This window comes from Streptomyces achromogenes subsp. achromogenes, from assembly GCF_000720835.1.
Lineage (GTDB): Bacteria > Actinomycetota > Actinomycetes > Streptomycetales > Streptomycetaceae > Streptomyces > Streptomyces achromogenes.
In genome coordinates this window covers 52,306-77,093 of the sequence record NZ_JODT01000036.1, presented here as the reverse complement: position 1 = coordinate 77,093, position 24,788 = coordinate 52,306, and the positions used below count along the sequence as shown (strand labels likewise).

Below are 24,788 nucleotides of genomic sequence, written 5' to 3'. Positions count from 1 at the left end.
GGACTGGCAGACCGGGCCGGTGGTCTGGGGCACGCCCGGCACCAACGGGCAGCACGCCTACTACCAGTTGATCCACCAGGGCACCAAGCTGATCCCGGCGGACTTCATCGGCTTCGCCCGGCCCGTCGGGGAACTGAGCGAGGAACTCAAGGCCCAGCACGACCTGTTGATGGCCAACTTCTTCGCCCAGACCCAGGCGCTGGCCTTCGGCAAGACCGCCGAGGAGGTCCGCGAGGAGGGCGTGCCGGAGGGACTGATCCCGCAGTGGAACATCGACTCCTTCGACCAGTGGGGCGTGGAGCTGGGCAAGGTCCTCGCCAAGCGGGTCGAACCCGCCCTCACCGAGGGCGCCGACGTCCCCGGCCTGGACGCGTCCACGAAGGCGCTGGTCGCCACGTACCGGGAGCTGCGCGGCCGGAGCTGAACCAAGGAGCGGAAACGGAAGACGGCGGGGGCGAAAGCCCCCGCCGCCTGCCGTTCACTCCCGTGTCGCAGGATGCCGCCCGCGGCTCACGGCGACGCCGGCGGATACAGCGACCGCGGCAGCTGCGAGGCCGCGGCGGAGTCCAGCAGCCACAGGGTGCGCCGGGTGCCGTACGCGCCCGCCGCCGGGGCCTGGATCTCGCCCGCGCCGGACAGGGCGATGGCCGCGGCCTCCGCCTTGTCCTCGCCGGCCGCGAGGAGCCAGACCTCGCGGGCGGCGCGGATCGCCGGCAGGGTGAGGGTGACCCGGGTGGGCGGCGGCTTGGGCGCGCCGTGCACGCCGACCACCGTGCGCTCGGTCTCCCGTACGGCCGGCAGCTCCGGGAAGAGCGAGGCCACATGGGTGTCCGGGCCGACGCCCAGCATGAGCACGTCGAAGGCGGGCACCGGGCCGTGGTTCTCCGGTCCGGCCGCCTTGGCCAGCTCCGCCGCGTACGCCTCGGCCGCCGCCTCGACGTCCGTGCCGTACGGGCCGTCGGAGGCGGGCATGGCGTGCACCCGCTCCGGGTCCAGCGGAACGGAGTCCAGCAGCGCCTCGCGGGCCTGGGTGACATTGCGCTCGGGGTCGCCCTCGGGGAGGAAGCGCTCGTCACCCCACCACAGGTCCAGCCGGCCCCAGTCGATGGCGTCCCGGGCGGGCGCCGCCGCCAGCGCGGCCAGCAGCCCGTTGCCGTTGCGGCCGCCGGTGAGGACCACGGACGCGGTGCCCCGGGAGGCCTGCGCGTCCACGATCTTCGTGATCAGGCGGGCCGCGGCGGCCTGCGCCATCAGCTCCTTGTCGTGGTGGACGACCAGCTGCGGTGTGCTCACTTCGCCGCCGCCTTCCTCGCCGGGGCCTTCTTGGCGCTCTTGGCCGCCGCCTTCTTCGCGGGGGCCTTGGCCGCCTCCTCCACCGGCTCGGGCGCGGCGACCGGCTCGGCCGCCTCCGCGGTGGCCGGTTCGGTGACCGGTTCGGACGCCTCAGCGGTGGCCGTTTCGGCCGGGGCCTCGGCGGACTGCTTCGGCACCGCGCCCAGCCGCTCCACGCCGTAGCGCAGCGCCGACGCGTAGGTGTCGTCCGGGTCCAGCCGGCGCAGCTCCTCCGCGATCAGCTCGGCGGTGTCCCGCCGCTTCAGCGCCACCGCGCGGGCCGGCTGGCCCTCGATGGCGAGCGTGGCCAGCGAGCCGTCCGCGCGGTCCAGGGTGATCGGACCCCGGCTGGTGTCCAGCCGGACGGCGGTGAGCCCCGGGCCGGTGGACGGGGAGCGCCGGACGGGGACGTCCAGCCGGTCCGCGAGCCACATCGCCAGCAGCTCACAGCTCGGGTTGAACTCCTCGCCCTCCACCTCGACGCCCCGCACCTCGCAGTCGACCTGGTCCAGGGCGGCGGCCAGCATCGAGCGCCACGGCGTGATCCGGGTCCAGGACAGGTCGGTGTCGCCGGGCGTGTAGGCCGCGGCCCGGGCGGCCAGCTCGCGCACCGGCTGCTCGGCGGCGTAGCTGTCGGTGACCCGGCGCTGGGCGAGCGCGCCCAGCGGGTCCTTCGCCGGGTCGAGCGGCGCGTTCACCGGCCACCACACGACGACCGGGGCGTCCGGCAGCAGCAGCGGCAGGACCACCGAGTCGGCGTGCTCGACGATCTCGCCGTACAGCCGCAGGACCACCGTCTCGCCGGTGCCCGCGTCCGCGCCCACCCGCACCTCGGCGTCCAGCCGTGAGGCGGTGCGGTCGCGCGGGCCGCGGGAGACCCGCTTGATCACGACGAGCGTGCGCGAGGGGTGCTCGCGCGAGGCGTCGTTGGCGGCCTTCAGGGCGTCGTAGGCGTTTTCCTCGTCGGTGACGATGACGAGGGTCAGGACCATGCCGACGGCGGGGGTGCCGATGGCGCGGCGGCCCCGCACGAGCGCCTTGTTGATCTCTCCGGCGGTGGTGTCGGTCAGATCTATCTTCATGGCCGGCGCCAGCTCCGTCCGTCTCGTGCGAGCATCTCGTCCGCTTCCACCGGACCCCAGGTGCCCGACTTGTACTGCGCGGGCCTGCCGTGCTTGTCCCAGTACTCCTCGATCGGGTCGAGGATCTTCCAGGACAGCTCGACCTCCTCCGTGCGCGGGAAGAGGTTGGCGTCGCCGAGCAGCACGTCCAGGATGAGCCGCTCGTACGCCTCCGGGCTCGACTCCGTGAACGACTCGCCGTAGGCGAAGTCCATGGACACGTCCCGGATCTCCATGGAGGTGCCCGGCACCTTGGAGCCGAAGCGGACCGTGACGCCCTCGTCGGGCTGGACCCGGATGACGATGGCGTTCTGGCCCAGCTCCTCCGTCGCCGTGGTGTCGAACGGGGAGTGCGGGGCCCGCTGGAAGACCACCGCGATCTCGGTGACCCGGCGGCCCAGCCGCTTGCCGGTGCGCAGGTAGAAGGGGACGCCCGCCCAGCGGCGGTTGTCTATCTCCAGCTTGACCGCGGCGTAGGTGTCGGTCTTCGACTTCGGGTCGATGCCCTCCTCTTCGAGGTAGCCGATGACCTTCTCGCCGCCCTGCGTGGTTCTGGATGACGTCGCGGGCGGCGCCGATGCCGTCGTAGTAGCCGGCCCGGCCGCCGATGCCGATGTCCTCGGCCATGGTGATCTGCACGTGGTCCACGAAGGACCGGTTCCAGATCGGTTCGAACATCTGGTTGGCGAAGCGCAGCGCCAGGATGTTCTGGACGGTCTCCTTGCCGAGGTAGTGGTCGATCCGGAACACCTGGTCCGGCTCGAACACCTCGTGCACGACCTTGTTGAGCTCCTCGGCCGACGCCAGGTCGTGGCCGAACGGCTTCTCGATGACCGCGCGCCGCCAGGAACCGCCGCTCTGATCGGCCAGGCCGTGCTTCTTCAGCTGCTGGATGACCACCGGGAAGGAGCGCGGGGGCACCGAGAGGTAGAAGGCGAAGTTGCCGCCCGTGCCCTGTGCCTTGTCCAGCTCGTCGATGGTGGCGCGCAGCCGCTCGAATGCCTCGTCGTCGTCGAAGGTGCCCTGGACGAAGCGCATCCCCTGGATGAGCTGCTGCCAGACCTCCTCGCGGAACGGGGTGCGCGAGTGCTCCTTGACGGCGTCGTGCACGACCTGGGCGAAGTCCTCGTGCTCCCAGTCGCGGCGGGCGAAGCCCACCAGGGAGAAGCCCGGCGGCAGCAGACCCCGGTTGGCGAGGTCGTACACCGCGGGCATCAGCTTCTTGCGGGACAGGTCGCCGGTGACGCCGAAGATGACCAGGCCCGACGGCCCCGCGATGCGCGGGAGCCGTCGGTCGGCCGGGTCACGAAGCGGGTTCGCTCCGGAACCGGAAACGGGTGACAACTCAGCCCTCCGAGGGGGCAAGGCGCTCGAGCTCCGCCTGGGTCGACTTCAGCAGGTCGTTCCAGGACGCCTCGAACTTCTCGACGCCCTCCTCCTCCAGCACCTGCACGACATCGTCGTACGAGATGCCGAGCCGCTCCAGCGCGTCGAGGTCGGCGCGCGCCTGCTCGTAGGTGCCGGAGACGGTGTCGCCGGTGATCTCGCCGTGGTCGTCGGTGGCCTCCAGGGTGGCCTCCGGCATGGTGTTGACCGTGTTCGGCGCGACCAGCTCGGTGACGTACAGGGTGTCCGGGTACGCCGGGTCCTTCACACCGGTCGACGCCCACAGCGGACGCTGCTTGTTCGCGCCCGCGCGCTCCAGCGCCGTCCAGCGGTCGGAGGAGAAGACCTCCTCGTACGCCTGGTAGGCGAGCCGGGCGTTGGCGAGAGCGGCCTTGCCGCGCAGCGCCTTGGCCTCGTCGGTGCCGATGCCGTCCAGGCGCTTGTCGATCTCCGTGTCCACACGGGAGACGAAGAAGGACGCCACGGAGTGGATCTTGGACAGGTCCAGACCCCGCTCCTTCGCCTTCTCCAGGCCGGTCAGGTACGCGTCCATGACGGCCCGGTAGCGCTCCAGCGAGAAGATCAGCGTGACGTTGACGCTGATGCCGAGGCCGATGACCTCGGAGATCGCCGGAATGCCCGCCATGGTGGCCGGGATCTTGATGAGGGTGTTCGGGCGGTCCACCAGCCAGGCCAGCTGCTTGGCCTCGGCGACGGTGGCGTGCTCGTTGTGGGCCAGGCGCGGGTCGACCTCGATGGAGACCCGGCCGTCCTGGCCGCCGGTGGCGTCGAAGACCGGGCGCAGGATGTCGGCGGCGTCGCGGACGTCCGCCGTGGTGATCATGCGGATGGCCTCTTCGACGGTGACCTTGCGGGCGGCGAGGTCCGACAGCTGCCGGTCGTAGCCGTCGCCCTGGGAGATCGCCTTCTGGAAGATCGTCGGATTGGTGGTGACGCCCACGACGTGCTGCTGGTCGATCAGCTCGGCGAGATTGCCGGACGTGATCCGCTTGCGCGACAGGTCGTCCAGCCAGATCGCGACGCCTTCTTCGGAGAGGCGCTTGAGTGCGTCTGTCATGGAATTACATCTCCTACGTGTCGTATATGGGCGTCAGCGCTGGGCGTCGGCGAGGGATTCCCGCGCCTTGGCGGCCACGTTCTCCGCAGTGAAGCCGAATTCGCGGAAGAGCAGCTTGCCGTCGGCGGAAGCGCCGAAGTGCTCCAGGGAAACGATGCGGCCGGCGTCCCCCACGTACTTGTGCCAGGTCAGGCCGATGCCCGCCTCCACGGCGACACGGGCCTTGACGGACGGCGGCAGCACGGAGTCCCGGTACCCCCGGTCCTGCTGCTCGAACCACTCCACGGACGGCATCGACACCACGCGGGTGGGCACGCCCTCGGCCTGGAGCCGCTCGCGCGCCTCGACGGCCACGTGCACCTCGGAACCGGTGGCGATCAGGATCACCTGGGGTTCGCCGCCCTCGGCCTCGAACAGGACGTGATGGCGCGCAGCGAGGCCAGGTGCTCGACCGGCTGGTGGGTGGGGCCGTCCTCGCCGAGGCCGATGGAGTCGTGCGTCCACACGTACGTCACCGGCAGGTGCATCAGGGCCGACAGGCGCACGGCGTTGCGCATGTAGTCGGAGAAGACGAGGAAGGTGCCGCCGTAGATCCGGGTGTTGCCGTGCAGGGCGATGCCGTTGATCTCGGCGCCCATGGAGTGCTCGCGGATGCCGAAGTGGATCGTACGGCCGTACGGGTTGGCCTCCGGCAGCGGGTTGCCCGCGGGCAGGAACGAGCTGTCCTTGTCGATGGTGGTGTTGTTCGAGCCGGCCAGGTCGGCGGAGCCGCCCCACAGCTCGGGGATCACCGCGCCGAGCGCCTGGAGCACCTTGCCGGACGCGGCACGGGTGGCCACGGCCTTGCCGGGCTCGAAGACCGGGAGCTTCTCCTCCCAGCCGGTGGGCAGCTCGCCCGCCGCGATCCGGTCGAACTCGGCGGCCCGCTCCGGGTTGGCCTCGCGCCAGACCTGGAGGGACTTCTCCCACTCGGCCTTCGCCTGGGCGCCGCGCTCCAGCGCCTTGCGGGTGTGGCCGATGACCTCGTCGGCGACCTCGAACGACTTCTCCGGGTCGAAGCCGAGGACGCGCTTGGTGGCCGCGACCTCCTCGTCACCCAGCGCCGAGCCGTGCGCGGCCTCGGTGTTCTGCGCGTTCGGGGCCGGCCAGGCGATGATCGAGCGCATCGCGATGAAGGACGGCCGGTCGGTGACCCGCTTGGCCTCCTGGATCGCGGCGTAGATCGCCGCCGGGTCCAGGTCGCCGTTCTCCTGGGCCTCCACCCGCTGCACGTGCCAGCCGTAGGCCTCGTACCGCTTGACGGTGTCCTCGGAGACGGCCGTCTCGGTGTCGCCCTCGATCGAGATGTGGTTGTCGTCCCACAGCAGGACCAGGTTGCCCAGCTTCTGGTGGCCGGCCAGCGAGGACGCCTCGGCGGCGATGCCCTCCTGGAGGCAGCCGTCACCGGCGATGCAGTAGACGAAGTGGTCGAAGGGGGACTCGCCGGCCGGCGCGTCCGGGTCGAACAGACCGCGTTCGTAGCGGGCGGCCATCGCCATGCCCACCGCGTTGGCCACACCCTGGCCCAGCGGGCCGGTGGTGGTCTCCACACCCTTGGTGTGTCCGTACTCCGGGTGGCCCGGGGTCTTCGAACCCCACGTCCGGAAGGCCTTCAGATCGTCCAGCTCCAGGCCGAAGCCGGCCAGGTAGAGCTGGGTGTAGAGGGTCAGGGACGAGTGGCCGGCGGACAGCACGAAGCGGTCGCGCCCGACCCACTCCGGGTCGGCCGGGTCGTGCCGCATCACCTTCTGGAAGAGGGTGTAGGCGGCGGGGGCCAGGCTCATCGCCGTACCGGGATGGCCGTTGCCGACCTTCTGTACGGCGTCTGCGGCCAGGACACGGGCGGTGTCCACGGCCCGCTGGTCCAGCTCGGTCCACTCAAGGTCTGTGGTGGTCGGCTTGGTGCTCACCCTGGGTCAGGGCTCCTCTCCACATGTCGGTCGCCGGTCGTCGGGCATACGCCAGAACCGGCCGCCGAGGGGCTTGTCGCCCGCCGGTCGTTGTCGAGCCTACCCCCGTGAGGACGTGCGTTTTTTCGAGTGTTTCAAGACTGCCGGGAGTCGCCGGGATCCGCCTCCCGACTGGGCGGAACGGCATTCGGCACATGAATACGGACCCGCTCATCTGACCGCTCAGGAGAGCTTTCCCGCGCACGGAGGATCACCCTTTGGATCACGCTTCGGATCATGCCTTTTCCAGCGCGTCCGAGCGAGGCCGCGCACGTGTGTACGCAGGGCCCCGCCAACACGACCCCACCCCCGCGAAGGCCGGGGTATGGGCAACGTCTAAAGTGGCGTGGTACGCGCGAGCCGTCACCCGGAGTGTCCGGCGGGGAGGCTCGCTGGGATGTCTCTGTCAGGGGTGTGCGTGACGGCCGTCGAATCCCGTCCTGGGGGTCCCTCCCAGGCCCTCAAGGCCCTGGGGGAGGGTGTGCTCGGTGGTGCGAGCCAGGGCCCGGTTCACCGGCCGTGGGGGGCCCGTGTCAAGGCGTTCGTGGCGCTGACCAAGCCACGGATCATCGAGCTTCTCCTCATCACCACCGTTCCGGTGATGTTCCTGGCGCAGCAGGGTGTGCCCGACCTGAAGCTGGTCCTGCTCACCTGCCTCGGCGGCTATCTGTCGGCGGGCGGCGCCAACGCGCTCAACATGTACATCGACCGGGACATCGACGCCCTGATGGACCGCACCTCCCAGCGCCCGCTGGTGACCGGGATGGTCAGTCCGCGCGAGTGCATGGCGTTCGGCATCACCCTGGCGGTCGTCTCGACGCTGCTGTTCGGGCTCACCGTCAACTGGCTGAGCGCCTGGCTGTCACTCGGGGCGCTCCTCTTCTACGTCGTCGTCTACACGATGATCCTCAAGCGGCGCACGTCGCAGAACATCGTGTGGGGCGGCATCGCGGGCTGCATGCCGGTGCTCATCGGCTGGTCGTCCGTGACGAACTCGCTGTCGTGGGCGCCGGTCATCCTCTTCCTCGTCATGTTCTTCTGGACGCCGCCGCACTACTGGCCGCTGTCCATGAAGGTCAAGGAGGACTACGCGCGCGTGGGCGTGCCGATGCTGCCGGTCATCGCCTCCAACAAGGTGGTCGCCAAGCAGATCGTCATCTACAGCTGGGTGATGGTCGTCGTCTCCCTGCTGCTGACCCCGCTCGGCTACACCGGCTGGTTCTACACGGCCGTCGCCCTCGCGGCGGGCGGCTGGTGGCTGTGGGAGGCGCACGCGCTGCAGAACCGTGCCAAGGCCGAGGCCACGGGCACGAAGCTGAAGGAGATGCGGCTCTTCCACTGGTCGATCACCTATGTGTCGCTGCTGTTCGTGGCGGTCGCGGTGGACCCGTTCCTGCGCTGAGCCGCACCGGGCGTACGTCACAGCGACCCGCTCTCGCCAGTCGATCTACCGGTGAGTAGCATCCTGGGCATGGCAGACACGCAGCAGGTTGACGCGAGGGCCGAGCGCACGGTGTCCCGGCTCGCCCACCGGATCAGCGCCTTCGCCAAGGCGCACGGCGGCGCGGAGGGCCAGGTGGCCCACATCGGCGAACGCGGCGCCCGCATCGTTCTCGTCGGCGAGGACGGCGGCTGGGGCGACCTGGTGGCCCCCACGTACGCCATCGCCGAGCAGGCGGTGGCCAAGTCCGGCATCACGGTCCACGAGTCCTTCGACGGCGAGTTCGCCGCCAAGGTCACCACGGGGCCGTACGAGTGGAAGCGGATGGCCGGCATCCAGGTCGGCGGCTGACCGGCCCGCTCCGGCGCCCCGCGGCTTCGCCGCGGGGCGCGCTTCGGTAAGCGGGCTCTTGCTCCAAACCGGTGCCGGGGCCTGCCCGAGCCGTACGCCGTCGGCGCCTGCCCGCCTCCGGGAAGCCCGGCCTGTGGCCCGGCCGGATCGCGGGGGCGACGCGTGCGCCGCGATGTACAGGCTCCGGCGGGCCGACGAGACTGGGCGGATGACGACCGCTTCCCTGCTCGACGATTTCCTGGCGGCCCTGCTGCCGCTGCGGCCCCGCGCCGTCTGGGCGCACGGCTCCCTGGCCGGCGGCGACTACCAGGAGGGGCGCAGCGACCTGGACCTCGTCGCCGTACTGCCCGGTCCGCTCCACCCGGGACACGCCTGGCGGGTCGCCACCCTGCACAGCAGGCTCCGCGAGCGCCCCCTCGCGGCGAAGCTCCACTGCTCCTACCTCACCCCGGCCACCCTGGACGACCCGGACCGCCCGCACCTCACCTGGGCGCACGGCGGGCTGCTGCGCCGCCCGGTCACCCCCGTCACCCGGAGCGAGCTGCACGAGTTCGGCCGGGTCCTGTACGGGGAGCCTCCGGGCGGGCTGCTGCCGCCGGTGGAGCGGGAGCAGCTGCGCGGTTTCGTGGTGCGCGATCAGCGCGACTTCTGGCGGCCGGCGGTGGACAAGGCCCCGCTGTGGCGGCAGGACGTCTGGGTGGACCTGGGGCTGCTGACCTTCGCCCGGGCCACCGTGACCCTGCGCGAGGGGCGGCTGATCTCCAAGCGGGAGGCCCTGACCGAGCTGCCGGCCCTCGGCGCGCCCGCGGAGGTCGTCGCGGACATCGCCCGCCGGCGGTACGAGGGCGCCGCCGCCGCCGCCTCCTCCGGTCCGGACCCGGACTGGATTGCCCGGCGGGCCGGGGCGACCCGGGCCTTTCTGGGGCCGGCGATCGACGCCCTGGTCGCGGGCGCCGGATGACTCAGGCCCGCGAGCCGACCGTCACCTCGGCCGTGGGCACCGGCAGGTCCTGCGGGGCCTCGGGGCGCTCGCGCAGCGCCAGCAGCACCCGCAGCACCCAGATCCACATCACCGTGGAGCCGAGCATGTGGGCGGCCACCAGGGCCTCCGGGAGGTGGGTGAAGTACTGGACGTAGCCGATGGCCCCCTGGCACAGCAGGATGAGGAACAGCTCCCGGGTACGGGCCAGTGGGGCCTTCGGCGCGTCGACGGCCTTCAGCACGAACCACAGCGCGAACGTCAGCGTGACCACGATCCAGGCGAGGACCGCGTGCAGCTTGGAGACGGTCTCCCAGTCGATGGGGATGCGGGCGACCTCGCTGGAGTCGCCGGCGTGCGGCCCGGCCCCGGTCACCACCGTGCCGACCGCGATGAGCAGCGCGGACGCGGCCACCAGGAACCACACCAGCTGCACCACCGCCTTGCCGACCAGCGGACGCGGGGCCTCGTCGCCCTCCCGGGTGCGCTGCCACATAACCGTCGCGATGGCGATCAGGGCCGTGGAGAGCAGGAAGTGCGCGGCGACCGTGTACGGGTTGAGGCCGACCAGGACGACGATGCCGCCGAGCACGGCGTTGCCCATGACGACCCAGAACTGGGCCCAGCCCAGCCGGGTCAGGCTGCGCCGCCACGGCTTCTCGGAGCGCGCGGCGATGATCGCCCAGCCGACGGCGGCGCACAGCACGTACGTCAGCATGCGGTTGCCGAACTCGATGATCCCGTGGAAGCCCATGGCCCGGGTGGTGGTCAGCGAGTCGTCGGTGCAGGTGGGCCAGGTCGGGCAGCCGAGGCCCGAGCCGGTCAGGCGGACGGCGCCGCCGGTGACCACGATGACCACCGACATGACGAGCGCGGCGAGGGCCGCCCGCCGGACGGTCCGGGGGTCCGGGGTCCAGCGGTCGGCGATGAAGGCGAGCGGATTGCGCAGGGCGGCTTCGGCGTCGGCGCGGTTCAGCGTAGGCACGCGCACCATCGTAGGCCGCCGCTTGTGCACGCGTTCACGAGGGTCACTCCGACGGGGGTGTCCCCGCTCACGGGAGGGTCAGCCGCCGACGGGGCTCCCGCCCACGGGGGAGTCACTCCCAGCGGAAGAACCGTCCGGCCGCGGCGAGGCCGACGACCGCCCAGGCGGCAAGGATGCCCAGGTCGCCCCAGGGCATGCCGGCGCCGTGCTGGAGCACGTCCCGCAGGCCGTCGGAGAGGGCCGAGATGGGCAGCAGGCCCAGGATCCGCTCGCCCGCCGAACCGAACTTCTCCAGCGGCACGATCACCCCGCCGCCCACCAGCAGCAGCAGGAAGACCAGATTGGCGGCGGCCAGTGTCGCCTCCGCCTTCAGGGTGCCCGCCATCAGCAGGCCGAGCCCGGAGAAGGCGGCGGTGCCGACCACGAGCAGCAGCACCACGGCGGCCGGGTTGCCGTGCGGGGACCAGCCCAGCGCGAAGGCGATCACGGTCAGCAGGACCACCTGGAGGACCTCCGTGACCAGCACGGACGCCGTCTTCGCGGTCATCAGGCCCCAGCGCGGCAGCGGCGAGGAGGCGAGCCGCTTGAGCACGCCGTAGCGGCGCTCGAAGCCCGTGGCGATGGCCTGCCCGGTGAACGCCGTCGACATCACGGCCAGCGCCAGCACGCCGGGGGCGAGGAAGTCGACCGCCTCGCCTTTGCCGGTGTCCACGATGTCGACCGAGCTGAAGAGCGTCAGCAGCAGGGTCGGGATCACGACCGTCAGCAGCAGCTGCTCGCCGTTGCGCAGCAGCATCCTCGTCTCCAGCGCCGCCTGCGCCGCGATCATGCGGGGGAGCGGGGCCGCTCCGGGTTTCGGCGTGTACGTACCCGTGGTCACGAGCGCAGCTCCTTGCCGGTCAGCTCCAGGAAGACGTCCTCCAGCGTGTGCCGCTCCACCGAGATCCGGTCGGGCATCACCCCGTGCTGGGCGCACCAGGAGGTCACCGTGGCCAGCAGCTGGGGGTCGACCTTGCCGGTCACCCGGTAGCCGCCCGGGGTCAGCTCGGCGGCCGCGCAGTCGGCCGGGAGCGCCTTGAGCAGCGAGGCGATGTCGAGGCCGGGGCGGCCGGTGAAGCGAAGGGTGTTCTCGGCGCCGCCCTTGCACAGCTCCTCCGGGGAGCCCTGGGCGATGACCCGGCCGCCGTCGATGATCGCCACGTCGTCGGCGAGCTGTTCGGCCTCGTCCATGTGGTGCGTGGTGAGGATCACCGAGACGCCGTCGGCGCGCAGGTCCCGCACCAGGTCCCAGGTGGCCCGGCGGGCCTGCGGGTCGAGGCCGGCGGTGGGCTCGTCCAGGAACACCAGTTCCGGGCGGCCCACGACGGCCATGGCGAGCGCGAGCCGCTGCTGCTGGCCGCCGGAGAGCCGGCGGTAGCTCGTCCGGCCGCAGGAGCCGAGGCCGAGGCGTTCGACGAGGGCGTCGACGTCGAGCGGGTGCGCGTGCAGCTTCGCCACGTGCCGGAGCATCTCCTCGGCGCGGGCGCCGGAGTACACGCCGCCGGACTGGAGCATCACGCCGATGCGGGGCCGCAGCTCGGCGGCCTGCCGGACCGGGTCGAGGCCCAGGACGCGCACCGTGCCGGAATCCGGCCTCCGGTACCCCTCGCAGGTTTCGACCGTGGTCGTCTTCCCGGCGCCGTTCGGGCCGAGTACGGCGGTCACGCCCGGCCCGGCCACCAGGTCGAGGCCGTCCACCGCGGTCTTCGTGCCGTACCGCTTCACCAGGGCCGCTACCTCGATGAGCGGATGCGACGCGAAGCGTCTCCCTGAGGGGTGGTGGTCGGGAGACGGGCGGGCGGGCTTACTTCGCATGGGCCCGAGTGTAGGGAGAGCGCGCGCGGTTCAGACGGGCGGGTGCGGGAAGTCCCCCTCCCGTGGCCGGTGCGCCTCGAGCCACCGCTCGGCGTAGGCCACGGCGTCCGCCACCGGGAACAGCCGGGCGTCCGCGCCGCCGACCCGGCCGCGGACGACCGGCCGGTCCCGTTCGAAGTCGCGTCCGAGCGCGTCGAACCGGTCCGAGGTGATCGACACCTCGACCACCGTCTCCCAGCCGCCGCCGGGAGCGGGCCGGCCGACCTCCACGCGCGGGGCGGGTATCCGGTACTCGGCCAGGTGGAAGGCGGTGCAGGAGTCGTAGCCCGCGCCGAGCAGCAGCACCCGGGCGCCCAGCTTCTCCAGCTTGGCCAGCGGGCTGCGCTCGCCCAGCCGGCAGTCCGGGGCGTGGCCCTCGGTGATCTCGCGTGCGCGGGGGCCGAGCGCGGCGAAGGAGGTCTGCGGGTGGGCGCTGCGCAGGGCGCCGGGCCAGGTCCGCACGGTCTCGGGGATCACGCCGACCCCGAGCGAGGGGGTGATCAGGGGGTCGTACGGGGGCATGGTGGCGCGGATTCGGTCCCACCACTCCCGGGGCACCGGCGGGTTCTCCCACAGGGCCGGGTCGGACTGGTCGCCGGTCTGGGTGGGGACGACGAGGGTGCCGGCGGGGCCGAGCGCGTCGAGGAGTCCCTGGACAACCGCTACGGCGCCTCCGTTCACCCAACCGAGTGAGCTGAGTGAGGAGTGCGCGAGCAGGGTCTCGCCGCTCTCGACGCCGAGCAGGCGCAGACCTGTGGCGAGGGTGTCCCGGGTGACAAGTGGGCCGGTCGGAGGGGGTGTGGGCATGGTTGTGGAGTCTTCCGGACGCGGCTTCCGGGCGCCACCGACAGGGCCGCGGTGACCATTTGAAATGATCAGCAGAAGATCGTTTCCCCAGGTCAGATTAGGTATGCCTAAGTGACGCAGGGCACCGCCTGATGATCCGGACCTCGCTTGTCAGGCTCCTCGGAATTACGCAACAATGGCGTTGTGAAAAACGTCGGCGAAGCTCGGGAGACCCCCACGGGGGCCCCTCAGGAGGAGCTGGCGACCGGTGAGCGCTCCACGCGCAACCGCGTCGCGCGCTCCATCCTGGACCACGGGCCGTCGACCGTCGCCGAACTCGCCGGCCGGCTGGGACTGACCCAGGCGGCCGTCCGGCGCCATCTGGACGCGCTGGTCGCCGACGACGTCGTGGAGGCCCGCGAGCAGCGGGTGTACGGCACGCGCACGCGTGGCCGCCCCGCCAAGGTCTTCGCGCTCACCGACTGCGGCCGGGACGCCTTCGACCAGTCCTACGACAAGCTCGCCGCGGACGCGCTCCGCTGGATCGCCGAGCGGGAGGGCGGCCCCGAGGCGGTCGCCGCCTTCGCCCGCGCCCGGGTCGCCGCCCAGGCCGGCGCGTACCGCCGTGCGATCGAGGCCGCGACCCCGGACAAGCGCGCCGAAGCACTGGCCAAGGCCCTGAGCGCGGACGGGTACGCTGCTACGGCGCGCAGCGCACCGGTCGGCGAGCAGCTCTGCCAGCACCACTGCCCGGTCGCCCACGTCGCGGAACAGTTCCCGCAGCTGTGCGAGGCGGAGACGGAGATCTTCGCGGAGCTGCTGGGCACCCACGTCCAGCGACTGGCGACCATCGCGCACGGCGACGGCGTCTGCACGACGTTCATCCCCAAGATTTCCACTGACGCACCTGCAAGCACGGCCGGGAGGAACCCCGCATGACTCTCCCCACGGAGACTGCCCACCCTGAGCTGGAGGGCCTGGGCAAGTACGAATACGGCTGGGCCGACTCGGACGTGGCCGGTGCCTCCGCCAGGCGTGGCCTGAGCGAGGAGGTCGTCCGCGACATCTCCGACAAGAAGTCGGAGCCGGAGTGGATGACCAAGCTGCGCCTGAAGGGCCTGAAGCTCTTCGAGAAGAAGCCGATGCCGAACTGGGGCTCCGACCTCTCGGGCATCGACTTCGACAACATCAAGTACTTCGTGCGCTCCACGGAGAAGCAGGCGGAGTCCTGGGAGGACCTGCCCGAGGACATCAAGAACACCTACGACAAGCTGGGCATCCCGGAGGCCGAGAAGCAGCGCCTGGTCGCCGGTGTCGCCGCCCAGTACGAGTCCGAGGTCGTCTACCACCAGATCCGCGAGGACCTGGAGGAGCAGGGTGTCATCTTCCTGGACACCGACACCGCGCTGAAGGAGCACCCGGAGCTCTTCAAGGAGTACTTCGGCACGGTCATCCCGGCCGGCGACAACAAGTTCGCCGCGCTGAACACCGCCGTGTGGTCCGGCGGCTCCTTCATCTACGTGCCGAAGGGCGTGCACGTCGAGATCCCGCTCCAGGCCTACTTCCGCATCAACACGGAGAACATGGGCCAGTTCGAGCGGACCCTGATCATCGTCGACGAGGGTGCCTACGTGCACTACGTCGAGGGCTGCACGGCGCCGATCTACAAGTCCGACTCGCTGCACTCCGCGGTCGTCGAGATCATCGTCAAGAAGAACGCCCGCTGCCGTTACACGACCATCCAGAACTGGTCGAACAACGTCTACAACCTGGTCACCAAGCGCGCCGTCGCCTACGAGGGCGCGACCATGGAGTGGGTCGACGGCAACATCGGCTCCAAGGTGACGATGAAGTACCCGGCCGTCTACCTGATGGGCGAGCACGCCAAGGGCGAGACCCTGTCCATCGCCTTCGCGGGCGAGGGCCAGCACCAGGACGCGGGCGCCAAGATGGTCCACATGGCGCCGAACACGTCGTCCAACATCGTCTCCAAGTCCGTGGCGCGCGGCGGTGGCCGCACCTCCTACCGCGGTCTGATCGAGATCGGCGAGGGCGCCGCCGGCTCCAAGTCCAACGTGCTGTGCGACGCGCTGCTGGTCGACACCATCTCCCGGTCGGACACGTACCCGTACGTCGACGTCCGCGAGGACGACGTGTCCATGGGCCACGAGGCCACCGTCTCCAAGGTCTCCGAGGACCAGCTCTTCTACCTGATGAGCCGCGGTCTGTCCGAGGACGAGGCGATGGCGATGATCGTGCGCGGCTTCGTCGAGCCGATCGCCAAGGAGCTGCCCATGGAGTACGCGCTGGAGCTCAACCGGCTGATCGAGCTGCAGATGGAGGGCGCGGTCGGCTGACGCCGCCCCCCTCCCCAGCAGACGTCTTACTCAGGAAAGAGAGCACTACGACAGCCATGGCTGAGGCCCAGAACATCCCCGTGGGTTCCACCACCGCGGGCTCCATCGCGGTCGCCGCGGAGTCGACCGTCGTCTCGCGCATGAGCGCGCCCCCGTCCTTCGACGTGGCGGACTTCCCGGTCCCGCACGGCCGCGAGGAGGAGTGGCGGTTCACCCCGCTGGAGCGGCTGCGCGGGCTGCACGACGGCACCGCGGTCGCCGGAGGCTCGATCAAGGCCGACTTCTCCGCCCCCGACGGCGTCACCGTGGAGACCGTCGGCCGCGACGACGCCCGGCTCGGCCGGGCCGGCAAGCCGGTGGACCGGATCGCGGCCCAGGCGTACTCCTCCTTCGAGGAGGCCACGATCGTCACCGTGCCGAAGGAGACCGTGCTGACCGAGCCGGTGCGCCTCACGCTGCACGGCGAGGGCGGCGTGACCTACGGGCACACCGTGTTCGAGCTCGGCGCCTTCGCCGAGGCCACGGTCGTCATCGACCACACCGGCGACACCGTCCGCGCCGCGAACGTCGAGTACGTCCTCGGCGACGGCGCGAAGCTGACCGTGGTCACCATCGTGGACTGGGCCGACACCGCCGTGCACGTCGCCCAGCAGAGCGCCCTGATCGGCCGGGACGCGAGCTTCAAGCACGTCGTCGTCACCTTCGGCGGCGACCTGGTGCGCATCCACCCGCGCGTGGAGTACGCCGGCCCCGGCGGCGAGGCGGAGCTGTTCGGCCTGTACTTCACCGACGCCGGCCAGCACCACGAGCACCGCCTGCTGGTCACGCACAACACCCCGCACTGCAAGTCCAACGTCGTCTACAAGGGCGCGCTCCAGGGCGACAACGCGCACGCGGTCTGGATCGGTGACGTGCTCATCGAGGCCGCGGCCGAGGGCACGGACACCTACGAGATGAACCGCAACCTGGTCCTCACGGACGGCGCGCGCGTCGACTCGGTGCCGAACCTGGAGATCGAGACCGGCGAGATCGTCGGCGCCGGCCACGCCTCCGCCACCGGCCGCTTCGACGACGAGCAGCTCTTCTACCTGATGGCCCGCGGCATCCCGGAGCACGAGGCCCGCCGGCTGGTGGTCCGCGGCTTCTTCGCCGAGCTGGTCCAGCAGATCGGCGTCGCCGACATCGAGGAGCGGCTGCTCACCAAGATCGAGACGGAGCTGGAGGCCTCGGTCGCATGACGGCCTTCGTACGCGTCTGCGGGCTGAGCGAGCTGGCGGAGGACACCCCCAAGCGGGTGGAGATCGACGGCACGCCGGTCTCGGTCGTGCGCACCGAGGGCGAGGTGTTCGCGATCCACGACATCTGCTCGCACGCGAACGTCTCGCTGTCGGAGGGTGAGGTCGACGACTGCCACATCGAGTGCTGGCTGCACGGCTCGCGCTTCGACCTGCGGTCCGGCAAGCCCGACAGTCTTCCGGCGACGCGCCCCGTCCCCGTATACCCCGTAAAGATCGAAGGGGACGACGTTCTCGTCTCCCTCACCCAGGAGTCCTGAGGCACCCATGGCAACGCTTGAAATCCGAGACCTGCACGTCACCGTCGAGGCCGACAACGCCACGAAGGAGATCCTCAAGGGCGTCGACCTCACCGTGAAGCAGGGCGAGACGCACGCCATCATGGGCCCCAACGGCTCCGGCAAGTCGACCCTCGCCTACTCCCTCGCGGGTCACCCGAAGTACACCATCACCGGCGGCACCGTCACCCTGGACGGCGAGGACGTCCTGGAGATGTCCGTCGACGAGCGGGCCCGCGCCGGCCTGTTCCTGGCGATGCAGTACCCGGTCGAGGTCCCCGGCGTCTCCGTCTCCAACTTCCTGCGCACCTCCGCCACCGCCATCCGCGGCGAGGCCCCGAAGCTGCGCACCTGGGTGAAGGAGGTCAAGGAGGCCATGGAGCGCCTCAACATGGACCCGTCCTTCGCCGAGCGCAACGTCAACGAGGGCTTCTCCGGCGGTGAGAAGAAGCGCCACGAGATCCTCCAGCTGGAGCTGCTCAAGCCGAAGGTCGCGATCCTCGACGAGACGGACTCCGGTCTGGACGTCGACGCGCTCCGCATCGTCTCCGAGGGCGTCAACCGCGTCCGCGAGACCGGCGAGGTCGGCACCCTGCTGATCACTCACTACACGCGCATCCTGCGCTACATCAAGCCCGACCACGTCCACGTGTTCGCCGGCGGCCGCATCGTCGAGTCCGGCGGCCCCGAGCTCGCGGACAAGCTGGAGAACGAGGGCTACGAGGCATACGTGAAGGGTGGCGCATCCGCGTGACACAGCTGCCGGGCCTCCTCGACACCGAGGCGATCCGCAAGGACTTCCCCATCCTGGACCGAGTCGTCCACGACGGCAGGAAGCTCGTGTACCTGGACAACGCGGCGACCAGCCAGAAGCCGCGCCAGGTGCTGGACGCCCTGAGCGAGTACTACGAGCGCTACAACGCCAACGTCCACCGCGGTGTGCATGTGCTCGCCGAGGAGGCCACGGCGCTGTACGAGGGCGCGCGCGACAAGGTCGCCGAGTTCATCAACGCGCCCAGCCGCGACGAGGTGATCTTCACCAAGAACGCCTCCGAGTCGCTGAACCTCGTGGCGAACATGCTCGGCTGGGCCGACGAGCCCTACCGGGTGGACCAGGACACCGAGATCGTCATCACGGAGATGGAGCACCACTCCAACATCGTGCCGTGGCAGCTGCTGGCGCAGCGCACGGGCGCGAAGCTGAAGTGGTTCGGCCTCACCGACGACGGCCGGCTGGACCTGTCGAACATCGACGAGATCATCACGGAGAAGACGAAGATCGTCTCCTTCGTGCTGGTGTCGAACATCCTGGGCACGGTCAACCCGGTCGAGACGATCATCCGGCGCGCCCAGGAGGTCGGCGCGCTGGTGTGCATCGACGCCTCCCAGGCCGCCCCGCACATGCCGCTGGACGTGCAGGCGCTCCAGGCCGACTTCGTGGCCTTCACCGGTCACAAGATGTGCGGCCCGACCGGCATCGGCGTGCTGTGGGGCCGCCAGGAGCTGCTGGAGGACCTGCCCCCCTTCCTGGGCGGCGGCGAGATGATCGAGACCGTCTCGATGCACTCCTCCACCTACGCCCCGGCACCCCACAAGTTCGAGGCGGGCACGCCCCCGATCGCCCAGGCGGTCGGGCTCGGCGCGGCGATCGACTACCTGAACTCGATCGGCATGGACAAGATCCTCGCCCATGAGCACGCGCTGACGGAGTACGCGGTGCGGCGCCTGGCCGAGGTGCCCGACCTGAGGATCATCGGTCCGACGACGGCCGAGGACCGGGGCGCGGCGATCTCCTTCACCCTCGGCGACATCCACCCGCACGACGTGGGCCAGGTGCTGGACGAGCAGGGCATCGCGGTCCGGGTCGGCCACCACTGCGCGCGTCCGGTCTGCCTGCGCTACGGAATTCCCGCGACCACGCGAGCGTCGTTCTATCTGTACTCCTCGCCGGCCGAGATCGACGCTCTGGTCGACGGCCTGGAGCACGTACGGAACTTCTTCGGCTGAGAGGCGTGCTGAAAAGGTGAAGCTGGACTCGATGTACCAGGATGTCATCCTGGACCACTACAAGAACCCGCACGGGCGTGGTCTGAGGGATGGCGACGCCGAGGTGCACCATGTGAACCCGACGTGCGGCGACGAGATCACCCTGCGCGTGAAGTACGACGGCACGAAGATCGAGGACGTGTCGTACGAGGGCCAGGGCTGCTCGATCAGCCAGGCCAGCGCGTCGGTCCTCAACGAGCTGCTGGTCGGCAAGGACCTGGACGAGGCGCAGCGGATCCAGGAGACCTTCCTGGAGCTGATGCAGTCCAAGGGCAGGATCGAGCCCGACGACGCGATGGAGGAGGTCCTGGAGGACGCGGTCGCGTTCGCCGGGGTCTCCAAGTACCCCGCGCGGGTCAAGTGCGCCCTCCTGAGCTGGATGGCGTGGAAGGACGCGACGGCCCAGGCGCTGGGTGGCGCCGACGCCGAAAGGAAGACGGCATGACCGACACCGCTGAGATGAAGCCGGCCTCGGAGGAGGAACTCCGCGAGGCCCTGATGGACGTGGTCGACCCCGAGCTGGGCATCGACGTCGTCAACCTGGGCCTGATCTACGGCATCCACATCGACGACTCCAACATCGCGACCGTCGACATGACCCTCACCTCGGCGGCCTGCCCGCTGACGGACGTCATCGAGGACCAGGCCAAGTCCGCCACCGACGGCCTGGTCAACGAGCTGCGCATCAACTGGGTCTGGATGCCGCCGTGGGGTCCCGACAAGATCACCGACGACGGCCGCGACCAGCTCCGCGCGCTGGGCTTCAACGTCTGACCGCACCGCGTGTGCGCGGCGGCGGCATCCCTTGGGGTGCCGCCGCTTTCGCGTATCGGCCCAAGGGTCGTTGTGTACGCTCGTACACATGGGATATCTGCTGCTCGCGGGTGCCATCGCGGCCGAGGTCGCCGCTACCACGGCGATGAAGTACAGCGAGGGGTTCAGCCGGCTCGGGCCCTCGCTGGTGACCGCGGTGGGGTATGTGGTGTCGTTCGCGCTGCTCGCGCAGACGCTGAAGACCGTGCAGATCGGTACCGCCTATGCCATCTGGTCGGGGGTCGGGACCGCGGCCATCGCCGTTCTCGGGCTGCTGCTGTTCGGGGAGGGGCTGACGGCGGCCAAGGTCGGCGGGATCCTGCTGATCATCGGCGGCGTGGTGGTGCTGAACCTGGGCGGGGCGGCGCACTGATGGCGCGCCGTCACGATCCCGGGCGCCGGCAGCGGATCATCGACGCGGCGATCCGCGTGGTCGGGCGGGACGGCATCGCCGGGCTGAGCCACCGCAGTGTCGCCGCCGAGGCGGACGTGCCGCTCGGCTCCACCACGTACCACTTCGCCACCCTGGAAGAGCTGCTGGTGGCCGCGTTGCGGCAGGCCGGCGAGGGGTTCTCCGGAGTGTTGGCCGAGCTGGTCCCGGACCACGGCGGCCCGGACGGACTCGCCGCGCAGCTGGCCCGGGCCCTCGGGGAGTGGCTGGGCGGCGAGCGCACCGGCGTGGAGCTGGAGTACGAGCTGTACCTGGCCGCGCTGCGGCGCCCCGCGCTGCGCCCCGTCGCCGCCGAGTGGACCGAGCGGGCGGCGGCGCGGCTGGCCCGGCGCACCGACCCGGTCACGGCCCGGGCCCTGCTCGCGCTCATGGACGGCCTGTGCCTCCAGGTGCTGCTGACGGGCGGTTCGTACGACGAGGAGCAGGCGCGCACCCTGCTGGCTCGGCTGATCCCCTGAAACCCCCGCCCGGCACGTGAGACGCGGTTCGCCCTCACCACCCCGCCCACGTTAGGTTTTCCTCCATGACCGAGTCTGCAACCCGTACCACCGGCGCCGTCGCCGCCGGCCTCGCCACCCTCGCCTCCGACGGCACCGTTCTCGACACCTGGTTCCCGGCCCCCGAACTGGTCGAGGAGCCGGGCCCGGCCGGCACCGAGCGGCTGACCCCCGAGCAGGCGGCCCAGCTGCTGGGCGGCGGCGCCACCGCGGCGACCGGCCCGGACACCCGCCGGGGCGTCGAGGTGGTCGCGGTCCGCACGGTCATCGCGTCGCTGGACGACAAGCCGGTGGACGCGCACGACGTCTACCTGCGGTTGCACCTGCTCAGCCACCGGCTCGTGAAGCCGCACGGCCTCAGCCTGGAGGGCCAGTTCGGCTTCCTCGCCAACGTCGCCTGGACCTCGCTCGGCCCGGTCGCGGTGGACGACATCGAGAAGGTGCGGCTGAACGCCCGCGCCGAGGGCCTGCACCTCCAGGTGACCTCGGTCGACAAGTTCCCGCGCATGACGGACTACGTCGTCCCCAAGGGCGTGCGCATCGCCGACGCCGACCGGGTCCGCCTCGGCGCCCACCTCGCCGCCGGCACCACGGTCATGCACGAGGGCTTCGTCAACTTCAACGCCGGCACGCTCGGCACCTCCATGGTCGAGGGCCGGATCTCCGCGGGCGTCGTGGTCGGCGACGGCTCGGACATCGGCGGCGGCGCCTCCACCATGGGCACCCTGTCCGGCGGCGGCAACGTGGTCATCTCCATCGGCGAGCGCTGCCTGATCGGCGCCGAGGCGGGCATCGGCATCGCCCTCGGCGACGAGTGCGTGGTCGAGGCCGGCCTCTACATCACCGCGGGCACCCGCGTCACCATGCCCGACGGCCAGATCGTCAAGGCCCGCGAGCTCAACGGCGCCTCGAACATCCTCTTCCGCCGCAACTCGGTCACCGGCGCGGTCGAGGCCCGCCCGAACAACGCGGTCTGGGGCGGCCTGAACGACATCCTGCACAGCCACAACTGACGCTCCCGCCACACCCCGCGCAGCGCCCTTCACCCCGCGGTGGAGGGCGCCGTGTCATGCGGTGGCAGGGGAGCAGACCGCGCGCAGCGCCTCGTACCGGGCGAGCAGGCCGTCGGTCGTCCGGCGGTCGGCGGGCAGCAGGGGCGCGCGGACCGGGCCCGCGGGAAGGCCGAGGCGGGTCAGCAGGGCCTTCGCGGTGACCGTGCCGGACAGGCCCGCGCCCGTCATCGCCTCGATCAACGGCGTGGCCGCCAGCTGGAGCCGCCGCGCCCGCGCGGTGTCGCCGGCGTCGAACGCGGCCGGGATCGCCGCGATGTGCGCCGGCACCGCGTTCGCGACCGTGCTGACACAGCCCGCCGCACCGACCGCGTACAGCGCCAGCACCTGCTCGTCGCAGCCCGCGTAGTACGCCAGCCCGGTCCGCGCCAGCACCTTCTGGACGCCGAGGAGATCGTAGGAGCAGTCCTTGACGGCCACGATCCGCGGGTGCTCCGCGAGCCGGATCAGCGTCTCGGGCTCGATCCGGGTGCCGGTGCGGCCCGGGATGTCGTACAGCATCACCGGCACCTCGCTCGCGTCGGCGACCTCGCGGAAGTGGGCGGCCACGGCCTCCTGCGGGGGCCGGCTGTAGTACGGCGTCACCACCAGGACGCCGTCCGCGCCCGCCTTGTGGGCGGCGCGGGCCAGCTCCACCGTGTGCCGGGTGTCCGCCGAGCCGACGCCCGCGACCAGCGCCGCCCGGTCGCCGACCGCCTCCCGCACGGCCTCGACAAGCCGGGTCTTCTCCTCGTCGGTGGTGGTGGGCGACTCGCCCGTGGTGCCGTTCAGAACCAGGCCGTCGCAGCCCTCGGCCACCAGGTGCGCGGCCAGCCGCCGGGCGCCGTCCAGATCGAGCGCGCCCGCCTCGGTGAACGGCGTGATCATCGCGCAGAGGGTACGGCCGAAGGGCGGGGGCTTGCGGGTGCTCGTCATGGGAGTAGTCTCGGCGGCACCTCCGTGAAGCTCTACTTAATTCTCCTACGCTATACAGATAAGCGATGCTGAGAGATCGTGGAGGCCCTGTGTTCAACTCGCCCCTTGTGCGGCACCATGGCCGGAGGGTCACCACCGACGTCCGGTCATGGGAGGCACCATGAAGCTCGGCAAGGCACTGGCCACCGGGGTCGCCGAGGAGCGGCCGCTCCTCCACGCGGAGGAACCGCAGCTGCCCGAGGAGACCGTCCGCCCCGCACCGGCCGAGCCGGCCCGCGAAGAGGTGCCGGCCGCCCGATGAGACTGCGGCTTCCGGCGGAACGCCCGACGGAGCCGCCGACCGGTTACAAGATCGCCCACCCGGTGCTGTCCCGGGACGGCACCCGGGCCGGGTTCACCGGGGTCTCGCTCGGCGGCGCGCTCCCGTACGCCGTCCTCGACGACGCCTCCTGCGTCTACGGCCGCAGGCACCGCCCGCCCGCGCGCCGCTGCGACTGCGGCTTCCACTGCGTGCACGACCGGGCTGCCGCCGAGGACCTGCGGTGCACCGCCGAACACCGCGCGGCCGTGCTGCTGGAGGTCTCCGTCCTCGGCGCCTACATCCGCTTCGAGCGCGGCTTCCGCTACGCCCGGCAACGGGTGCGTACGGCCACCGCCGGACCCTGTGACTGCGGTGCCGGCGCGGTCGCGCTGGCCGACGCCGGCTGGGGCCGCCCGGGCTGGCGGGCGCTGGCTCCCGCCTGCGCGCCGTGCGTGCGCGGCCGTACGTCCCTCTCCCTCACGGAGTTCGCCCGGCTGGCCGGACAGGGGCTCCGGGTGGTCGCCGAGGGCGGCACCGGACGGCCGGGCTCCGCCGAGTTGGTATCCGGTGCCGGACCGAGCGTTCCCGAACTCGTCGCCGAGGCCGCCCTGTTGCAGGCGCGCCTCGACTGGTTCCAGTCCCAACTCGCTCGTCTGGGCGAGCGCGGGGCGGGTGACGGCGCGCAGGGGTGAGCGCCCCCGCTCCCGGGTACCCGGACGATCCGCACGGAACCGGTCGCGGCGGATCCGTGCGGACGCCGCCGCGACCGGGGACGCGATCAGGAAAGGGCACACCGATGAGGCACAGGAACCCGCGCGGCTCGGGCGCCAAGGGCCCCGACGAGCTGCGCCGGCAGATCGAACAGACCCAAAGCCGGCTCGGTGGCACCGTCGGCCGGCTGACGGGCCGCGCCGATGTCACGGGCCGGGTCCGGACGCGGGCCGCGGACCTCAGGGACAAGGCCGGCGCCATGACCGTACAGCTGCGCTTCGGCGCCGCCCACGCCGGACACGGCGCCCAGGAGCGGGCCGCCAGGGCGGGACACCTCGTGCAGGACCGGGCCGCCAGGGCCGGGCATCTCGTGCAGGGCCGGGCCGCCGGGGCGGGCGGGCGGATGCAGGAGCGGATGACCAGGGCCGGCCATCTGGTGCAGGAGCGGGCCGGGCACGGCCGGCACGTCCTGCGGGACCGGGCGGTGCACGCCGGGCACACCGCGCAGCACGACCTGCGGCTGCCGCGACCGGCGCGCAGGGCCGTGCGCACCGCGCTGCGCCGCCCCCGGCCGGCGATGCTCGCGGCGGCGGCGGGCGCCGCCCTGGTCGGCGTGGCCGTGGTCTGGCGCCGCGTCGACCGCGGCGGACAGTGAGCCGCCGACACGGACGGCGGGACCGGCCGGGCGTGCCGCCCGGCCGGTCCCGCGTCGTG

Annotated in this window: 25 protein-coding genes and 3 pseudogenes; 18 read left to right on the top strand and 10 right to left on the bottom strand. The window is 71.5% G+C overall.

Annotation, left to right across the window (positions count from 1 at the left end):
• A pseudogene (locus tag IH25_RS0130590) lies at positions 1–424 on the top strand (glucose-6-phosphate isomerase); the annotation flags it as partial.
• A gap of 86 nt (positions 425–510) precedes the next feature.
• Here the strand turns inward: IH25_RS0130590 and pgl are convergent.
• The 5 genes and pseudogenes from pgl to IH25_RS37940 all read right to left on the bottom strand — a co-directional run bounded on the left by pgl (position 511) and on the right by IH25_RS37940 (position 6,866).
• Positions 511–1,293 carry a 6-phosphogluconolactonase gene (pgl, locus tag IH25_RS0130585; protein ID WP_030617928.1) on the bottom strand — a complete coding sequence of 261 codons (783 nt, stop codon included), beginning with the start codon at positions 1,291–1,293 and terminating at the stop codon, positions 511–513.
• A complete protein-coding gene (opcA, locus tag IH25_RS0130580) occupies positions 1,290–2,414 on the bottom strand; it encodes a glucose-6-phosphate dehydrogenase assembly protein OpcA (protein WP_030617925.1) in 1,125 nt (374 codons plus the stop codon). The genes pgl and opcA overlap by 4 nt, the downstream gene beginning before the upstream one ends.
• Positions 2,411–3,797 (bottom strand): annotated as a pseudogene (locus IH25_RS37945) (glucose-6-phosphate dehydrogenase). The gene opcA and the pseudogene IH25_RS37945 overlap by 4 nt, the downstream one beginning before the upstream one ends.
• A 1-nt stretch (position 3,798) precedes the next feature.
• Entirely contained in the window at positions 3,799–4,917 is a 1,119-nt protein-coding gene (tal, locus tag IH25_RS0130570) for a transaldolase (protein WP_030617922.1), read from the bottom strand.
• Positions 4,918–4,950: 33 nt separating this feature from the next.
• Positions 4,951–6,866 (bottom strand): annotated as a pseudogene (locus IH25_RS37940) (transketolase family protein).
• Between the two features lie 451 nt (positions 6,867–7,317).
• Here IH25_RS37940 and IH25_RS0130560 point away from each other — a divergent pair.
• The 3 genes from IH25_RS0130560 (at position 7,318) to IH25_RS0130550 (ending at position 9,658) form a co-directional block, all read left to right on the top strand.
• A complete protein-coding gene (locus tag IH25_RS0130560; RefSeq protein WP_030617921.1) occupies positions 7,318–8,307 on the top strand; it encodes a heme o synthase in 990 nt (329 codons plus the stop codon).
• Positions 8,308–8,376: 69 nt separating this feature from the next.
• Positions 8,377–8,697 carry a hypothetical protein gene (locus IH25_RS0130555; RefSeq protein WP_030617918.1) on the top strand — a complete coding sequence of 107 codons (321 nt, stop codon included), beginning with the start codon at positions 8,377–8,379 and terminating at the stop codon, positions 8,695–8,697.
• Positions 8,698–8,905: 208 nt separating this feature from the next.
• Positions 8,906–9,658: a nucleotidyltransferase domain-containing protein gene (locus IH25_RS0130550; protein WP_030617915.1), complete on the top strand. Its 753-nt coding sequence runs from the start codon at positions 8,906–8,908 to the stop codon at positions 9,656–9,658.
• A gap of 1 nt (position 9,659) precedes the next feature.
• Here IH25_RS0130550 and IH25_RS0130545 read toward each other — a convergent pair whose 3' ends face one another.
• The 4 genes from IH25_RS0130545 to IH25_RS0130530 all read right to left on the bottom strand — a co-directional run bounded on the left by IH25_RS0130545 (position 9,660) and on the right by IH25_RS0130530 (position 13,361).
• Positions 9,660–10,670: a COX15/CtaA family protein gene (locus IH25_RS0130545; protein WP_030617912.1), complete on the bottom strand. Its 1,011-nt coding sequence runs from the start codon at positions 10,668–10,670 to the stop codon at positions 9,660–9,662.
• A 103-nt stretch (positions 10,671–10,773) separates the two neighbouring features.
• A complete protein-coding gene (locus tag IH25_RS0130540; RefSeq protein ID WP_051754241.1) occupies positions 10,774–11,490 on the bottom strand; it encodes an ABC transporter permease in 717 nt (238 codons plus the stop codon).
• A 47-nt stretch (positions 11,491–11,537) separates the two neighbouring features.
• Positions 11,538–12,515: an ABC transporter ATP-binding protein gene (locus tag IH25_RS0130535; protein ID WP_078844496.1), complete on the bottom strand. Its 978-nt coding sequence runs from the start codon at positions 12,513–12,515 to the stop codon at positions 11,538–11,540.
• A 30-nt stretch (positions 12,516–12,545) separates the two neighbouring features.
• Positions 12,546–13,361, bottom strand: coding sequence for an AAC(3) family N-acetyltransferase (locus IH25_RS0130530; protein ID WP_030617903.1), 816 nt, complete (start codon positions 13,359–13,361; stop codon positions 12,546–12,548).
• 183 nt (positions 13,362–13,544) lie between these two features.
• On the opposite strand from IH25_RS0130530, the gene IH25_RS0130525 reads away from it, so the two are divergent.
• The 11 genes from IH25_RS0130525 to dapD all read left to right on the top strand — a co-directional run bounded on the left by IH25_RS0130525 (position 13,545) and on the right by dapD (position 22,090).
• Entirely contained in the window at positions 13,545–14,279 is a 735-nt protein-coding gene (locus IH25_RS0130525) for a helix-turn-helix transcriptional regulator (RefSeq protein WP_030617900.1), read from the top strand.
• Positions 14,276–15,697, top strand: coding sequence for a Fe-S cluster assembly protein SufB (gene sufB / locus IH25_RS0130520; protein ID WP_030617898.1), 1,422 nt, complete (start codon positions 14,276–14,278; stop codon positions 15,695–15,697). Before IH25_RS0130525 ends, sufB begins: the two co-directional genes overlap by 4 nt.
• A 56-nt stretch (positions 15,698–15,753) precedes the next feature.
• On the top strand, positions 15,754–16,935 hold the full coding sequence (gene sufD, locus IH25_RS0130515) for a Fe-S cluster assembly protein SufD (RefSeq protein WP_030617897.1): 1,182 nt from the start codon (positions 15,754–15,756) through the stop codon (positions 16,933–16,935).
• Entirely contained in the window at positions 16,932–17,252 is a 321-nt protein-coding gene (locus IH25_RS0130510; RefSeq protein WP_030617894.1) for a non-heme iron oxygenase ferredoxin subunit, read from the top strand. The genes sufD and IH25_RS0130510 overlap by 4 nt, the downstream gene beginning before the upstream one ends.
• A gap of 7 nt (positions 17,253–17,259) precedes the next feature.
• On the top strand, positions 17,260–18,024 hold the full coding sequence (sufC, locus tag IH25_RS0130505) for a Fe-S cluster assembly ATPase SufC (protein WP_030617891.1): 765 nt from the start codon (positions 17,260–17,262) through the stop codon (positions 18,022–18,024).
• On the top strand, positions 18,021–19,277 hold the full coding sequence (locus IH25_RS0130500; RefSeq protein ID WP_030617887.1) for a cysteine desulfurase: 1,257 nt from the start codon (positions 18,021–18,023) through the stop codon (positions 19,275–19,277). Before sufC ends, IH25_RS0130500 begins: the two co-directional genes overlap by 4 nt.
• Positions 19,278–19,293: 16 nt before the next feature.
• The gene (gene sufU / locus IH25_RS0130495) at positions 19,294–19,761 is read left to right on the top strand and encodes a Fe-S cluster assembly sulfur transfer protein SufU (RefSeq protein WP_030617886.1); all 468 of its coding nucleotides are present in this window, start codon (positions 19,294–19,296) and stop codon (positions 19,759–19,761) included.
• Positions 19,758–20,090, top strand: a complete 333-nt coding sequence (locus tag IH25_RS0130490) for a metal-sulfur cluster assembly factor (protein WP_030617883.1) — start codon at positions 19,758–19,760, stop codon at positions 20,088–20,090. The genes sufU and IH25_RS0130490 overlap by 4 nt, the downstream gene beginning before the upstream one ends.
• 88 nt (positions 20,091–20,178) lie before the next feature.
• On the top strand, positions 20,179–20,502 hold the full coding sequence (locus IH25_RS0130485) for a DMT family transporter (RefSeq protein ID WP_030617878.1): 324 nt from the start codon (positions 20,179–20,181) through the stop codon (positions 20,500–20,502).
• Positions 20,502–21,038, top strand: coding sequence for a TetR/AcrR family transcriptional regulator (locus tag IH25_RS0130480; RefSeq protein ID WP_030617875.1), 537 nt, complete (start codon positions 20,502–20,504; stop codon positions 21,036–21,038). Before IH25_RS0130485 ends, IH25_RS0130480 begins: the two co-directional genes overlap by 1 nt.
• A 65-nt stretch (positions 21,039–21,103) precedes the next feature.
• Complete coding sequence (gene dapD / locus IH25_RS0130475; protein ID WP_030617872.1) at positions 21,104–22,090, top strand: 2,3,4,5-tetrahydropyridine-2,6-dicarboxylate N-succinyltransferase; 987 nt, start codon at positions 21,104–21,106, stop codon at positions 22,088–22,090.
• 54 nt (positions 22,091–22,144) lie between these two features.
• Here dapD and dapA read toward each other — a convergent pair whose 3' ends face one another.
• Positions 22,145–23,062: a 4-hydroxy-tetrahydrodipicolinate synthase gene (dapA, locus tag IH25_RS0130470; RefSeq protein ID WP_030617869.1), complete on the bottom strand. Its 918-nt coding sequence runs from the start codon at positions 23,060–23,062 to the stop codon at positions 22,145–22,147.
• Positions 23,063–23,222: 160 nt separating this feature from the next.
• Between dapA and IH25_RS41805 the strand changes: the two genes are divergently transcribed.
• From IH25_RS41805 to IH25_RS0130455, 3 genes are all read left to right on the top strand, one after another.
• Positions 23,223–23,363 (top strand): hypothetical protein, encoded by a 141-nt coding sequence (locus IH25_RS41805; protein ID WP_167346057.1) that lies wholly within the window; start codon positions 23,223–23,225, stop codon positions 23,361–23,363.
• Positions 23,360–24,055 (top strand): hypothetical protein, encoded by a 696-nt coding sequence (locus IH25_RS0130460; protein ID WP_030617866.1) that lies wholly within the window; start codon positions 23,360–23,362, stop codon positions 24,053–24,055. The genes IH25_RS41805 and IH25_RS0130460 overlap by 4 nt, the downstream gene beginning before the upstream one ends.
• 104 nt (positions 24,056–24,159) lie before the next feature.
• Positions 24,160–24,729 (top strand): DUF3618 domain-containing protein, encoded by a 570-nt coding sequence (locus IH25_RS0130455; RefSeq protein ID WP_030617864.1) that lies wholly within the window; start codon positions 24,160–24,162, stop codon positions 24,727–24,729.
• Positions 24,730–24,788: the final 59 nt, after the last annotated feature.